The 13,475-nt window shown below is 74.3% G+C and carries 15 protein-coding genes and 1 tRNA gene; 4 read left to right on the top strand and 12 right to left on the bottom strand.

Annotated elements, in window-relative coordinates:
• Positions 1 to 100: 100 nt before the first annotated feature.
• Positions 101 to 802 (bottom strand): ANTAR domain-containing protein, encoded by a 702-nt coding sequence (locus HNR08_RS22740; protein WP_146837759.1) that lies wholly within the window; start codon positions 800 to 802, stop codon positions 101 to 103.
• Between the two features lie 280 nt (positions 803 to 1,082).
• Between HNR08_RS22740 and HNR08_RS12025 the strand changes: the two genes are divergently transcribed.
• Both HNR08_RS12025 and HNR08_RS12020 read left to right on the top strand, forming a co-directional pair.
• A complete protein-coding gene (locus HNR08_RS12025) occupies positions 1,083 to 2,168 on the top strand; it encodes a fatty acid desaturase family protein (RefSeq protein ID WP_371862382.1) in 1,086 nt (361 codons plus the stop codon).
• A gap of 48 nt (positions 2,169 to 2,216) precedes the next feature.
• Positions 2,217 to 2,357: a hypothetical protein gene (locus tag HNR08_RS12020; RefSeq protein ID WP_168430659.1), complete on the top strand. Its 141-nt coding sequence runs from the start codon at positions 2,217 to 2,219 to the stop codon at positions 2,355 to 2,357.
• Positions 2,358 to 2,493: 136 nt separating this feature from the next.
• Here HNR08_RS12020 and HNR08_RS22380 read toward each other — a convergent pair whose 3' ends face one another.
• The 11 genes from HNR08_RS22380 to HNR08_RS11970 form a co-directional block, all read right to left on the bottom strand.
• A complete protein-coding gene (locus HNR08_RS22380; RefSeq protein ID WP_276509364.1) occupies positions 2,494 to 2,616 on the bottom strand; it encodes a hypothetical protein in 123 nt (40 codons plus the stop codon).
• A gap of 158 nt (positions 2,617 to 2,774) precedes the next feature.
• A complete protein-coding gene (locus tag HNR08_RS12015; protein WP_146837763.1) occupies positions 2,775 to 3,212 on the bottom strand; it encodes a hypothetical protein in 438 nt (145 codons plus the stop codon).
• Positions 3,209 to 3,601, bottom strand: a complete 393-nt coding sequence (locus HNR08_RS12010) for a LapA family protein (RefSeq protein ID WP_146837765.1) — start codon at positions 3,599 to 3,601, stop codon at positions 3,209 to 3,211. The genes HNR08_RS12015 and HNR08_RS12010 overlap by 4 nt, the downstream gene beginning before the upstream one ends.
• Before the next feature lie 130 nt (positions 3,602 to 3,731).
• On the bottom strand, positions 3,732 to 4,355 hold the full coding sequence (locus HNR08_RS12005; RefSeq protein ID WP_246803064.1) for a fatty acid desaturase: 624 nt from the start codon (positions 4,353 to 4,355) through the stop codon (positions 3,732 to 3,734).
• 298 nt (positions 4,356 to 4,653) lie between these two features.
• Positions 4,654 to 4,944 carry a DUF6221 family protein gene (locus HNR08_RS12000; protein ID WP_146837768.1) on the bottom strand — a complete coding sequence of 97 codons (291 nt, stop codon included), beginning with the start codon at positions 4,942 to 4,944 and terminating at the stop codon, positions 4,654 to 4,656.
• Between the two features lie 115 nt (positions 4,945 to 5,059).
• Positions 5,060 to 5,716: a GAF and ANTAR domain-containing protein gene (locus HNR08_RS11995; RefSeq protein ID WP_186812762.1), complete on the bottom strand. Its 657-nt coding sequence runs from the start codon at positions 5,714 to 5,716 to the stop codon at positions 5,060 to 5,062.
• A gap of 330 nt (positions 5,717 to 6,046) precedes the next feature.
• Positions 6,047 to 6,119, bottom strand: a tRNA-Thr gene (locus HNR08_RS11990).
• Between the two features lie 73 nt (positions 6,120 to 6,192).
• Complete coding sequence (locus HNR08_RS11985; protein ID WP_146837772.1) at positions 6,193 to 7,734, bottom strand: alpha/beta hydrolase; 1,542 nt, start codon at positions 7,732 to 7,734, stop codon at positions 6,193 to 6,195.
• 46 nt (positions 7,735 to 7,780) lie between these two features.
• Complete coding sequence (locus HNR08_RS11980; RefSeq protein ID WP_146837774.1) at positions 7,781 to 8,917, bottom strand: DNA polymerase III subunit delta'; 1,137 nt, start codon at positions 8,915 to 8,917, stop codon at positions 7,781 to 7,783.
• Positions 8,914 to 9,552, bottom strand: a complete 639-nt coding sequence (tmk, locus tag HNR08_RS11975) for a dTMP kinase (protein WP_146837817.1) — start codon at positions 9,550 to 9,552, stop codon at positions 8,914 to 8,916. The genes HNR08_RS11980 and tmk overlap by 4 nt, the downstream gene beginning before the upstream one ends.
• A gap of 170 nt (positions 9,553 to 9,722) precedes the next feature.
• Positions 9,723 to 10,727, bottom strand: coding sequence for a Gfo/Idh/MocA family protein (locus tag HNR08_RS11970; protein ID WP_146837776.1), 1,005 nt, complete (start codon positions 10,725 to 10,727; stop codon positions 9,723 to 9,725).
• Between the two features lie 147 nt (positions 10,728 to 10,874).
• Between HNR08_RS11970 and HNR08_RS11965 the strand changes: the two genes are divergently transcribed.
• Both HNR08_RS11965 and HNR08_RS11960 read left to right on the top strand, forming a co-directional pair.
• A complete protein-coding gene (locus tag HNR08_RS11965; protein ID WP_246803065.1) occupies positions 10,875 to 12,032 on the top strand; it encodes a glycerol dehydrogenase in 1,158 nt (385 codons plus the stop codon).
• Positions 12,033 to 12,106: 74 nt separating this feature from the next.
• Positions 12,107 to 13,432: an alpha-amylase family protein gene (locus HNR08_RS11960; protein ID WP_146837778.1), complete on the top strand. Its 1,326-nt coding sequence runs from the start codon at positions 12,107 to 12,109 to the stop codon at positions 13,430 to 13,432.
• The last annotated feature ends 43 nt before the right edge of the window (positions 13,433 to 13,475 follow it).

Below are 13,475 nucleotides of genomic sequence, written 5' to 3'. Positions count from 1 at the left end.
ACGGGCGCGGCGACCCGCGCGTGCCGCTTTCTGCGACCCACGGGATCCGCGCCAGTCGAGCCGCGTAGTCGTGGGCCGGCGCGCAGACGGCGGACTGCACCTAGTGGTTGTCGCGAGGCGTGTCGAGCACGAGGTGCGCGGCGTCCGCGAGCCGGGTGCCGGCAGAGAAGGCCCGGCTGCGCAGGAGGTCAAGGGCCGTGGTCGCGCTGGTGCGGTGCTCGGCCATCAGGACACCGACAGCCCGGTTCGTGCTGTCGCCCGCGGCGAGGGCCGGCTCGAGCCAGACCTCTGCGGCCTGTGCGGTCAGCATGACGACCACCGCCTCCGCGACGTCGCTGATCCAGGCGGTGTCCTGGACGAGTGCGGGGTGCTCCGTGTGCACCAGGAGCGTGCCGAACTCCTCGGTCCCGTCGTGCACGGCCACAGCCACGACCCACGAGGGCGCCGCCGTCCCGCTGAACAGCGTGACGAGAGCCGACCAGGGCGGCGCGGTGGCCGAGGTACGCAGCACGACACGCGTGCCCGCGGCCGCCAGGTGCGTGGGTCCCGTCCCGAGGACGTCGTCAGCGGCCTCCATCGCCGCGGATGTGGCGTCCGTGGCGGCCAGCAGTCCCCGCGAGCCGGACACTCGCCGCATCAACGACAGGGACACGCCGTCCACGCCCAGGACGCGGCGCGCCGACTCGCAGAGCCACAGCGCCCGGTCGTCGCCCTGCGGCGTCTGCACCGCAGCCGAGATCAGGGCAGCCAGCGCCAACGTCGGTCCCATGCCCATGCCCGCGCCCCCGATGTACGGCGGCACCGACCTGCCCGTCTCGAGCGGCGCCCGCCGTCATCGTCTCCCGGGACCGCGGATCTCGCCTCCCGGGGCCTGCGCCGCGAGGTCGGGTCATGGTCGGCGTGCATGGCGTGCACCATCGCCCTCACCCGAAGGAGGCGGTGACGACCGCCACGGCCTGCCCGCAGCGTCCGCCGCCCCGAGCCCGGCGACGGAGGCAGGTGTAGCGTGGGACTCATCTGAACGTGGAGCATCTGCTCATCCCGCGGCTGGGAAGCCGACGACCGCACCGTTCGGAGACCCCGTGTCACCTTCCACAGCCGCCCTCGCGCGCGCTCCCCGGCCCGGTCAGGCCGCGGCGACCGGTTCGTACCACGCCCTGTCGCGGCAGGTTCGCGACGCGGGCCTCCTGGGGCGGACGAAGGCCTTCTACATCACGCTCGTCGTCGTCCTCGGGCTCCTTCTCGGGGGGCTCGCGACCGGTTCGGTGCTGCTGGGCGACTCCTGGTTCCAGCTGCTGGTCGCCGCCGGGCTCGGGATCGTGCTGACGCAGGTCGCGTTCGTGGCGCACGAGGCGTCCCACCGGCAGGTGTTCACCTCCGGCCCCGCGAACGACCGGCTCGGCCGCATCCTCGCGAACGGCGTCGTCGGCATCAGCCACTCGTGGTGGATGTCGAAGCACTCGCGTCACCACGCCAACCCGAACCACGTCGGCAAGGACCCCGACATCGCGCCCGACACGATCGTCTTCCTGCCGCAGGACGCCGCGCGCCGGGGCCGGGTCAAGGCGGCGCTCACGCGCGTGCAGGGCTGGGCGTTCTTCCCTCTGCTGACGCTCGAGGGCCTGAACCTGCACGTCACGTCCGTGCGCTCGCTGCTCAAGGACGAGCGCGGGCGGACCCGGACCCTGGAGCTGGCCATGATCGCGGCGCGGCTGGGTGCCTACGTGGCGCTGGTCATGTGGTTTCTGCCGGTGGGCACGGCCTTCGGGTTCCTCGGCGTGCAGCTCGCGGTGTTCGGGGTCTACATGGGGGCCTCGTTCGCCCCCAACCACAAGGGCATGGCCGTGATCCCGGAGGGTTCCCGCCTGGACTTCCTGAGCAAGCAGGTGCTGACGTCACGGAACGTGGTCGGCGGCACGTGGATGAGCATGCTGATGGGCGGCCTGAACTACCAGATCGAACACCATCTGTTCCCGAGCATGCCCCGGCCCCACCTCGCCCGCGCCCGCCGTCTGGTTCGGGCGCACTGCGCCGAGCACGGGGTGCCCTACACCGAGACCACGCTGATGCGGTCCTACGTCATCGTGGTGCGCTATCTCAACGACGTCGGCCTCGCCGCACGCGACCCCTTCGACTGCCCGATGGTGCAGCGCTTCCGCAGCGTGTAGCCGGTCCTCACCTGGGCCGAGCCTCCGATCGGCCACAGCCGGCCCGACGTGCTCACCCCGGCCGACGTCCGCGCCGTCACCCACGCCGTCCTCGCGGCCGGGCGCAACGAGATGCACGGACTCCTCGACCCGACCGGTGTGGTCGCGGAAGCCGATGATGACCCCGACGTCCGTTCCCTGGACCGCTGACGACGTCACTGATGCGGAACGCTCGGTCACCCGACGAGCCAGCACGGCGTCGAGCACGCGGGCATCGTCCTGCTCCCGCGGCAGCGAGCCGACGAGGTCCACGCAGCACGTTCTGTGAGTGTCGCGACACGCATGCCTACGCCCGGGCGACCGACGACGGTGCCGCGGTCGTCACTGCGCTGCCGTCAACGCTCTGGACTCCGCGCAGCAGGCGGGCGACGTCGGGCTCGACGTGGACCTCGTCGACGTCAGCGCCCATGTCCCCCACGCTCTGACCGCCCGGGGCATTCGTCGCTGTCGCCGGCGACTCACCTCGCCGCCGCGCCGAGTGACGACGCGACGCGACGGCGCTCCGTCCTCCTCCGGGAGGACGGAGCGCGTTTTGCCGTGCCAGCGCAACGGCCACGGGGCGGTCGGCTACTCGAAGGCGATGCGGTCCACCGATCGTTGCACGACGACTGCGCGTTCGGACTCGGCGGACTGACGGACGGCGGCGGCCGCCGCCCGCTCGTCGCGCTGGCGAGAGACGGCCCGCCCGATGTCGACCAGCGCGACCGCGAGCTCGTGGGCGAGCCCTTCCTCCAGTTGCTCGAGGCTGGTGTGGCCGATCAGCAGGCGCCTGTCCGAGACCTGCAGCGTCACCTGCGGGTAACCGCGCTCGGTGAGTCGCCGGGCCGTTTCCGGTCCTTCGATCGCAGTCCTCTCGGGCACGGACACCTGGCGGGAGAACACGGCCGGGACGGTGTACCGCGTCGGCGCCTGGCTCGTCCCGAGCAGCGCCGGTAGGGCGCTGGTCAGGATCGAGACGATCCGGAGCGGCTGCTCGCCGGCAGCGAGTTCGCCGTGGGCTGTCATCGCCGTTCGGCCGTCTCGTCGCTCCCGCGCCGGCGCAGCTGCGCGATTCGCGCGTCGTTGCTCGCGCGCCGGCGGAGCTGTCCGATGCGCAGCCCGGCGAAGATCAGTACGACCGCGCCGACGGCCAGGCCCGCGATCAGCAGCCCCAGCGCCAGCGGTGCGGACCCGCTCATGCCCAGGAAGGTGACCGTGACGGGCCTGGTGTTCTGCAGCATGAACACCACGAGGGCGATCAGCACGAGGACCCCCACGCAGATGCCGAACCACGCGGCGCTGGTCCGGGTACCGGCGCTGCGGCGCCGCGGCTGGACGTGGGGCTCGCGGACCGTGCGCAGCACGGGCTCACGGGCGCGGGCGGCGGATGAGTCAGATGCGGGCTGGACGGGCATGACGCCCTCCGATGCTAGATCCGGGTCCTCGCCCCGCGGAGGGGTCCCGGACACCGGGCTGGGACTCACTCTACGCCCCGGCGCGCCCAGCGCGCCGGGGCGTCGGTGCCGCTCGTGCGGGGTGTCGTGGTCAGCCCGCCGGGCGGTACTGCGCGGCGAGGGGGCACTGGAACGGGTCCGTGGCCGCGAGCCCGCAGAAGACCAGGGCCAGGTAGCCGCCCAGACGCAGCGTGATGAACGCGATCTCGACAGGACGCCGCTTGACCGGACCGCGGCCGAAGATGGTCTTCACCCCGGACACGTGCAGGTTCAGACCCTCGAGCAGCAGCAGCGGGAAGAACAGCCACCCCTGTCGCCGGGTGAACCAGCCCGCGAGCCCGGTGCGCTGGGTCGTCAGGTCCTCGGTGTGGAACACGACCACATCGGTCGCGATGTCGGGGTCCGCGCCGATCTGGTTCGGCTTGGCGTGGTGCCGGGAGTGCTTGTGCTGCCACCAGTCGTAGCTCATCCCGGCGTACAGGTTCGCGATGACCAGGCTCGACCAGTCGTTCCACCGGCCCGAGTCGAACACCTGCCGGTGGGCGGCGTCGTGCCCGAGGAACATCACCTGCCCGAGCAGGGCGGCCAGGACGGCCGCGGTCACCAGCTGCCACCAGGACGGGCCGAGGACGACGAACGCGGCGAACGTGACCACCAGCAACACGGTGAGCACGAGGAACCGCGTCCAGTAGTACCCGTGGCGGCGTCGCATCATGCCCGACTCGTGAACCACACGGCTGAGCTCGGTGTACTCGCTGACCTGTCGCTGCCGCGCCGGCCGGGGAGCTCCGGGATCCGGCGACGGCGGCACCTCGGTGTCGGGAACGTGTGGCACGGGCACGACGCCCTCCGATGCTGAGTCCGGGTCCTCGCCTCGCGGGTGGACGTCGACGCCGGGCTACCTGGCACCCTACGGCGCGCGGCGCGCAACTTCTCACCGGGCGCTGTCGGGCACCGGTGCGCGGCGGCTCCGCGGAGCGGGCGCTATCACCCCACCGCGGTGACGGAGCCGCTCAGAGCCGCCAGGCGGGGTCGAAGTCGGGGTGCCCGTCGTAGACCAGCGCCAGTGCCCGCAGGATCCGGTCGCCGACGTACTGCACGCCGCTGTCGCTGCGGGCGCCGGTCTCCCGTTCCATGTCGACGGTCTGGTCGAGCCCGGTGGCCTCGTGGGCGAGCGCGACGATCTGGCGCTTGGCCACGCACTCGGCGAGTAGACGGGCCGGGTCCGGGAGGGTGGGAGGCGGGCTCACCGCGTCGTTCACGTCCTCGGTGATGCGGGCCAGGAGGAAGGTGGTGAGCGTCATCGTGCGGCCGTCCCTCGTGTGAGCTGCTCACCATCCTCGCACGGAGGGTGGTAGCCGGCTCCGGGCCCCTCGGTCATCGACATCACGGGGGTCCGCGCGGCATGCAGGCCGCCCCTCATCCGTGGTCGTCACGGCCACCGTTCCTGATGACGTCCCAGGCGGTGGTGTCGAGGCGGGCGCCGTTGGCGAAGGCCCGTGCCCGCAGGATCGCCAGCGCTGTGCTTGCGTCGGTGCGCTGCGTCGTCATGAGCATGCCGATGGCCCGGTTCGCGGCGTGCCGCCCATCGAGCGTGGCCTCCAGCCAGGTCGGTGGCTGCATGGCGAGCAGCAGCCCCACCGCGCCGGCGATCTCCCGTAGCCATCGGGGCGACCACAGGGCGGCGGTTGGGTGCTCGGCGTGCAGGAGGAGCACGCCGAGCACATTCGAGTCGTCACGCAGCGGGACGGCCGCCACCCATGGCGGCCGGGATCGGTGCAGGAACTCCGCGACCAGGCTCGTCCAGGGTGCGGCACCGGCCCCGGGCTCGAGGAGGACGTCGCTGCCCGCCGCGGCGACGTGCGCTGGACCCAGACCGAGGACGTCCTCGACGGCCTCGAGGTCGTCGGAGACCTGACCGGTGGACGCCAGCACGACCCGCAGCCCCGTCGCCCGCGGCAGCATCGACATCGAGACCCCGTCCACGCCCAGCACCGCCCGTGCAGCTTCGCAGAGCCGACGTGCCGGGGGCTCGCCCGCGGGCCGCACGACGCTCGCGGAGATGACCGCGGTCAATGCCCGATCAGAGGGCCGGGGGCTGCCCACGCACGTGCTCCAGGTGTCGCGCGCCGGTCGCCCACGCCTGGACGAACCGCTCGGGTCCATCGTGCATGTCGGGTGCGTCCGGCGCCGCTCGGGCGCCATCACCGGCGGCGCGGTGTGGCTCCCAGGCAGCGGATCACGGCTCGCGCCTGTCGATCGTCGAGCTCGCGACTCTCCCCACTCGGCCGACATGCCTCGAGGCGTGTAGGCGCACCCTCTGGCACGCCCGGCACCAGGTCGGCCTACAGCGGCCGGGCAACAGAAAGGCCCGTGATCGTGATGATCACGGGCCAGACTGCTGGGAGCCGCCTAAGAGAATCGAACTCTTGACCTTCTCATTACGAGTGAGACGCTCTGCCGACTGAGCTAAGGCGGCGCGCCCGCGCCAGCGGCGGACGGGCACGGACACTGTACCTGGCGCACGGGGTGTCCTCCAAAGCGGGCCGCCGTCAGCAGCGGGTGCCCTCCTCGGGGACGGTGCCGTCGAGCAGGTACGCGTCGACGGTGTCGAGGATGCAGGCGTTCGACCGGCCGTACGCGGTGTGCCCCTCGCCCTCGTACGTGAGCAGCGTCGCGGAGCCCAGGGTCTCGGCGAGGCTCTCGGCCCAGGCGTACGGCGTGGCCGGGTCGTTGGTGGTGCCGATGACGACGATCGGCGCGGCGCCCTCGGCGGAGTAGTCGTCCAGCCCGCCGACCTCGGGGACGGGCCACTGCGCGCAGATCGCGCCGCCGAAGCCGAAGTAGTACCCGACGGTCGGGGCGACGGCCTCGATGTCGGCGGCCTGCGCCCGCATCTCGGCGGGGTCGGTCGTGCCGCGCTCGTCGGCGCAGCCGATGGACCAGAACGCCTCGGTCGAGTTCGTCGTGTAGGTGCCGTCCGCGCCGCGGTCGTAGTACGCGTCGGACAGCTGGAGCAGGACGGAGCCGTCGCCGCGGAGCGCCGCGTCCAGACCCATCGTCAGGTACGGCCAGGTCTGCTCGTCGTAGAGCGGCAGGGCGATGCCGCTGAACGCGAGCGCGCCGGTGAGCCGGCGGTCGGTGCCGGTGGGCAGCGGGGACTTGCGGGCGCGGTCCAGGAGGTCCTTCACCTGGGCCATCCCCGCGTCCACCGAACCGTCCAGGGGGCAGTCCGACCCGCCCTGGCAGTCGGTGACGTAGGCGCGCAGGGCGTTCTCGAACCCGACGGCCTGACCCTTCGACACCTCCTCCGGCGCCATGGTCGGGTCGAGGGCACCGTCGAGCACGAGCCGGCCGACCTGCTCCGGGAACAGCGCGGCGTAGGTGGCCCCGAGCTGCGTGCCGTACGAGTACCCGACGTAGTTCAGCGTCTCGTCGCCGAGGACGGCCCGCAGCACGTCCATGTCCTTCGCCGCGCTGACGGTGTCGACGTGACCGAGCACGTCGCCGGTGTTCGCCAGGCACGCGGCGCCGAACGCGCCGTAGGCGTCCTCCGCGGCGGCGATGCCCTCGTCGGTCGCGAAGTCGAAGTCGGTGGACGTGATCTCGTCCATGGCGGGGCCGTCGACGCACGTGACCGGCGTCGAGCGGCTGACCCCGCGCGGGTCGAACCCGACCAGGTCGAACCGCCGCACGACCTCGGGGCCGAACCGGTCCAGGGCGATGCCGGACAGGGCGTCCATGCCGGACGCGCCCGGACCGCCGGGGTTGATCAGCAACGAGCCGATGCGGTCGCCGGCGGCGGCGTGCCGGTTCACGGCGACCTGGATGGTGTCCCCGTCGGGCTCGGCGTAGTCGAGCGGCACGACGAGCGTCGCGCACTCGAGGTCGTCGCCGCAGGGCTGCCAGGCGAGCTGCTGCGCGTAGATCGCGTCGAGCCCGCGCACGTCCGCGGCGGTCGGCGACGGCTCCTCGGTGACGGCGGTCTGCTGCCGCGGGGCGACGCAGCCCGCCAGGGCCAGCACCACGACGGCCACCAGGGCGGCCAGGCGTGCGGGCGCGGCTCGGTGAGGGACTCGCGAGGCGGGGATCACCGGACAACGGTAACGGCCCGCCCGGCGGGGCCGGGCACCGCGCAGGTCAGGCCTGGGGACGCAGCGCGATCATCATCGCCTCGACCGCGAGCAGCGGCGCGACGTTCCCCTCCAGGCGCGTGCGGGCCTCCCCGATGGCGTCCATGCGGCGGACCGTCTGCTCCGGCGTCGAGGACCCCGCGAGCGACCGCGCGGCCTCCTCGTGCTCCGCGTTGACCAGGTGCACGTCCGCCCCCAGCTGCAGCACCAGCACGTCGCGGTAGAACGACAGCAGGTCGACCATCGCCCGGTCCAGCACGTCGCGCTGCGCGCGGGTGGCCCGGCGCTTCTGCTCCTCCTCGAGCTGGCGCAGCGGGCCGCGCAGCGCGGGCGGCAGCGTCGTGAGTCCGTCGGCGCCGAGCGAGTGCAGCAGCGCCTGGCGCTCGGCGGCGTCGCGCTCCTCCGTGGCGGCCTTCGCGTCGGCCTGCGCGGTCTCGACGAGCTCCCCGGCCGCGAGCACCGCGTCCCCGACGCCGCGCACGCGCGGGGCGATCCGCAGCACGGCGGCCCGCCGGGCCCGCGCCTCGGGGTCCCGGGCGAGCCGGCGGGCGACGCCGACGTGGGACTGCGCCGCGCGGGCCGCGACCAGCGCGACGCCCGGGTCGACGCCGTCGCGGCGCACCAGCAGGTCGGCGACGGCCTCGACGGACGGCACCCGCAGCGGCACGGAGCGGCTCCGGGAGCGCAGCGTCACGAGCACGTCCTGCGGGCTCGGCGCGCACAGCAGCCACACGGTGCGCGGCGGCGGCTCCTCGATCGCCTTGAGCAGCACGTTGCCGGACGTCTCGTTGAGCCGGTCGGCGTCCTCGATGACGATGACCCGCCACCGGCCCTGGGACGGCGCGCGCTGCGCGAGCTCGACGAGCGGGCGCACGGTGTCGGCGCGGATGACGACGCCCTCGGTCGCGACGAACGTCACGTCCGGGTGCGTGCCGGCCAGGACGGTCGCGCACCCCGGGCTGCGGGGGTCGCCGGAGGGGTCCTGGAGCGCCGCGGCGAACGCGCGGGCGGCGTTGGACCGGCCGGATCCCGGCGGCCCGGTCAGCAGCCACGCGTGGGTCATCTTCGACGCGTCGGTCGCGGCCTCGCGCAGCACCGCGACCGCGGGCTCCTGCCCGACGACGTCGTCCCAGACGGTGCTCACGCGGCGTCCTCGAGGCCGAGGAGCGCCGCGACGCGGGCCCGCACGTCGGCGGCGATGGCCTCGACCGGCCGCGACGCGTCCAGCACCAGCCAGCGCCCCGGGTCCGCCGCGGCGCGGCCGAGGAAGGCCTCGCGGGTGCGGCGGTGGAAGTCGTCGCCGGCGCTCTCCAGCCGGTCGGGCTGGTCCGGGCGGTCCCGCAGGCGGCCCAGCCCGGCGGCGGGGTCGAGGTCCAGCAGCACGGTCAGCGCGGGCAGCAGGCCGCCGGTGGCCCAGAGCGACAGGCGCTCCACCTCGTCCGCGCCGAGGTCCCGGCCCGTGCCCTGGTAGGCGACCGACGAGTCCAGGTACCGGTCCGTGACGACGACCGACCCGGCGTCGAGCGCCGGCCGGACCAGCGACGCGACGTGGTGCGCGCGGTCCGCGGCGTACAGCAGCGCCTCGGTGCGCGGGTCGACGTGGCCGCCGTGCAGCACCTCGCGCCGCAGCACCCGGCCGAGCTCCGTGCCGCCGGGCTCGCGGGTCAGGACGACGGCCAGCCCGAGGCCCGTGAGCCACGCGCCGAGCAGCCGGGACTGGGTCGACTTCCCGGCGCCGTCGCCGCCCTCGAACGAGACGAACAGCCCGCCGGGCACCACGCCGCGGGCCGGGTCCGCGGGCTGCGAGCGCCGGGCGGGGGCTGCGGACGGGGCGGGAGGCGCGGGCGGCACGGGCGGGTCGGGCAGGGTCACGGGCGCCAGGGTATCCACCGCCGCCCACACGCCCGCGCCCCGGCCCACCGACGACGGACCGGGGCGCGGGCGCGACGTCACTCGCCGGGGTAGACGACGCCCACCTGCGCGCGGACCTCGTCCATCGTCCGCATGACGGCGAGCGTGTCCGACCACGTCAGGCGCGAGCTCTCGGTCGCCCCCTCCGCCACGCGGCGGGCGACCTCGGCGGCCTCGAACTGCAGGCCGTGCGGCGTGGGCTGGCTGAACTCCCACGTCCGCCCGTCGCGTCGCTGCACCCGGAACGACGTCGGGGCGTAGAACGAGCCCTCGACGACGATGCTGCCCTCGGTGCCCGAGATCGCGGCGGTCGTCGGGGTCTTCGACCACAGCGTCGTGGTGAGTACGGCCTGCGCCCGGGTGCCGTAGGACAGCACGATGCCGATCTGCCCGTCGACGCCCGTCTCGGTCAGCACGCCGCTGGCCTGCACCGCGTCCGGGACGCCGAGCAGGTCGTGCGCGAACGACACCGGGTAGACGCCGAGGTCGAGCAGCGCACCGCCCGCGAGCGCCGGGTCGTACAGCCGGCTGGTCGGGTCGAACGCGAAGTGCTGCCCGTGGTCGGCCTGCACGGTGACGACCTCACCGACCTCGCCGGAGTCGATCACCTGGTGCAGCGCGGCGACGTGCGGCAGGAACCGCGTCCACATCGCCTCCATGACGAACACCCCGGCGGCGCGGGCGGCCGCGAACACCTCCTCCGCCTCGGCGGCGTTGCGGGTGAACGCCTTCTCGACCAGGACGTGCTTGCCGGCGGCGATGGCGAGCAGCGCGTGCTCCCGGTGCTGGGAGTGCGGGGTCGCCACGTACACGGCGTCCACCTGCGGGTCCTCGACGAGGTCCTGGTAGCCGACGTGCGTGGTCGGGATGCCGTGCGCGGTGGCGAACCGCTCGGCCTTCACGCGGTCCCGGGAGCCGACGGCGACGAGCTGGGCGCGGGTGGCGGATCGGACGGCCGCGGCGAACGAGCCGGCGATGTAGCCGGCCCCGAGGATCCCCCATCGGATCGGCGGCGCGGTACGCGGGTCTTCGACGAGTGTCATGAGGGCGACAGTAGTGCCCGCCCGCGTCCGGGACCGAGGTCCCCGTGCCGCCTCCGCCGCAGGTCCCTACGGTGGTGAGGGTCGGCGGTCCCGCACGGGCCTGCGACCACGGCCCCGCCGCCGACGTGCGACCCCGGAGGAGGAGCCGTGTCTGCGTCCCTGGAGCACCCGCCCGTCCGCACCCTGATCAGCCCCGGCCGCTACGCGCAGGGCCGCGGCGCGATCGAGCGCCTCGGTGAGCTGACCGCCCCGGTCGGCCGCACGCCGCTCGTCGTCGCCGACGACACGGTCTGGTCGTTCGTCGGGGAGGCGGTCACCCGGTCGTTCGCCGCGGCCGACCTGCCGCTGACCCGCGACGGGTTCGGCGTGTACGCCACGGCGGCGGCCGTCGACGGCATCGCCGCCCGGATCCGGGAGACCGGCGCGGACGTCGTGGTAGGCGTCGGCGGCGGGTCCACCATCGACGCGGTCAAGGCCGCGGGGTACCTCGCGGGGATCCGGTGGGTGTCGGTGCCGACGGTCGCCTCGACGGACGCGCCGTGCTCGGCGCTCTCCGTGATCTACGACGACGAGGGCGGGTTCGAGGAGTACCGGTTCTTCCCACGGAACCCCGACCTGGTCCTGGTCGACACGCAGCTCGTCGCGAACGCCCCGGTGCGGTTCCTGGTGGCGGGCGTCGGGGACGCCCTCGCGACCTGGATCGAGGCGCGGGCCGTCGCCCGGACCGACGCCACGACGATGGCCGGCGGGCTGCCGACCACGACCGGCACCGCGCTGGCGCGACTGTCCTGGGACATCCTCTGGGAGCACGCCCTGCCCGCGGTCGCCGCGGTGCGCGACCACGTCGTGACCCCGTCGGTCGAGAAGGTGGTCGAGGCCAACACCCTGCTGTCCGGCCTCGGCTTCGAGTCCGGCGGGCTGGCCGCCGCGCACGCGATCCACAACGGCCTCACCGCCGCGCCGCAGACCCACGGGCTCACCCACGGCGAGAAGGTGAACATCGGGTCGGTCACGCAGCTCGTGCTGGAGGGGGCGCCGGTCCAGGAGATCCGCGACTTCGTGGAGTTCACCACCCGGGTGGGGCTGCCGAACACCCTCACCGAGGTCGGGCTGTCGGTGGACGACGTGGACGACCTCACCCGCGTCGCCGAGGCGGCCACGGCCGAGGGCGAGACGATCCACGCGATGCCGTTCACCGTGCGCGTGCCCGACCTGGTGGACGCGCTGCGGTCGATCGAGGGCTTCTCCCGGTCCGTGCGCGCCGAGGCGGGGCTGCCCGAGCCGGTGCCGCACCGGGCGCACTGACCCGGCCCCGGCGGAGATGACACCCCGCCCCTGACCTGCGAGTCTCGGGCGGGACGCGACACGAGGGAGGACCGATGGCCCCGGGGTGGGTGGACCACGCGATGTGGTGGCACGTGTACCCGCTGGGGTTCACCGGCGCGGAGCGGTCGGCGGACGGGACGACGCCGGTGACGCACCGGCTCGCGCACGTCGAGCGCTGGCTGGACTACGTGGTCGACCTCGGCCTCAACGGCCTGGCGCTGGGCCCCGTGTTCGCGTCGAGCACCCACGGCTACGACACCGTCGACCACCTCCGCGTGGACCCGCGCCTGGGCGACCGCGCCGACCTGGACCGCCTGCTCGCCGCCGCCCACGACCGGGGCGTGCGGGTGCTGCTGGACGGGGTCTTCAACCACGTCGGCGACCAGCACCCGCTGTTCCGCGCCGCCCTGGCCGGCGGCCCGGGCGCGCCGGAGGCCGAGCTGTTCCGCATCCGGTGGACCGACGGCAGCCCGGAGTGGGACTGCTTCGAGGGCCACCGCTCGCTGGTGACGCTGAACCACGACTCGCCCCGGGTGGCCGACCTGGTGAGCGACGTCATGACGCACTGGCTGGACGCCGGCGCGGACGGCTGGCGCCTGGACGCGGCCTACGCCGTCCCGGCGGCGTCCTGGCGCCGGGTGACCGACCGGGTCCGCGCCGCGCACCCCGACGCGTACCTCGTGGGCGAGGTGATCCACGGCGACTACCCCGCGTTCGTCGCGGAGGCGGGGCTCGACTCGGTCACCCAGTACGAGCTGTGGAAGGCGATCTGGTCCTCGGTCCTCGACCGGAACTGGCACGAGCTGGCGTGGACGCTCGGGCGGCACGACGCCTTCCTCGACGCCTTCGTGCCGTACACGTTCGTCGGGAACCACGACGTCACCCGGATCGCGAGCCGCGTCGGCGACGCGACCCTCGCCGGGCACGCCCTGCTGGTGCTGATGACCGTCGGCGGCACCCCGGCCGTCTACTACGGCGACGAGCAGGCGTACCGGGGCGTGAAGGAGGACCGCGCGGGCGGTGACGACGAGGTCCGCCCGCCGTACCCCGCGACCCCGGACGACCTCGCCGGCCCCGACCTCGCCCCCGACGGCCGCGCGGCGCACGACCGGCACGCCGCGCTCATCGGGCTGCGCCGGCGGCACCCGTGGCTGCACACCGCCCGCACGCACGTGGTCGAGGTGACGAGCACGCGCCTGGCGTACGAGGCGCGTGCGGCGGACGGCACGGCGGCGCTGCTCGTGGCGCTGAACCTCGACGACGAGCCGTGGCCGCTCGCGGTCCCGGCGCAGGCCCGGCCGGTCGCCGCAGAGGGCGCGGCGGCGGGCGGCGGGGTGGCCGGCCGCGGGTGGGCGGTCTGGGAGCTCGACCGGTCCTGAGCCCACGGCCGGCGCGGGACGGGGGTCAGCCCTTCACCGCGCC

It is taken from the genome of Cellulomonas hominis, assembly GCF_014201095.1.
Taxonomy (GTDB): Bacteria; Actinomycetota; Actinomycetes; order Actinomycetales; family Cellulomonadaceae; genus Cellulomonas; species Cellulomonas hominis.
This window is presented reverse-complemented; position numbering and strand designations above follow the sequence as displayed.

Coding starts and splice junctions, on each gene's coding strand:
- HNR08_RS12015 (WP_146837763.1), bottom strand. CDS start 3,212: ATGACAGCCCACGGCGAACTCGCTGCCGGCGAGCAGCCGCTCCGGATC.
- HNR08_RS12000 (WP_146837768.1), bottom strand. CDS start 4,944: ATGACGCTCACCACCTTCCTCCTGGCCCGCATCACCGAGGACGTGAAC.
- HNR08_RS12010 (WP_146837765.1), bottom strand. CDS start 3,601: ATGCCCGTCCAGCCCGCATCTGACTCATCCGCCGCCCGCGCCCGTGAG.
- HNR08_RS12005 (WP_246803064.1), bottom strand. CDS start 4,355: ATGATGCGACGCCGCCACGGGTACTACTGGACGCGGTTCCTCGTGCTC.
- HNR08_RS11960 (WP_146837778.1), top strand. CDS start 12,107: ATGGCCCCGGGGTGGGTGGACCACGCGATGTGGTGGCACGTGTACCCG.
- HNR08_RS22380 (WP_276509364.1), bottom strand. CDS start 2,616: ATGGGCGCTGACGTCGACGAGGTCCACGTCGAGCCCGACGTCGCCCGC.
- HNR08_RS11970 (WP_146837776.1), bottom strand. CDS start 10,727: ATGACACTCGTCGAAGACCCGCGTACCGCGCCGCCGATCCGATGGGGG.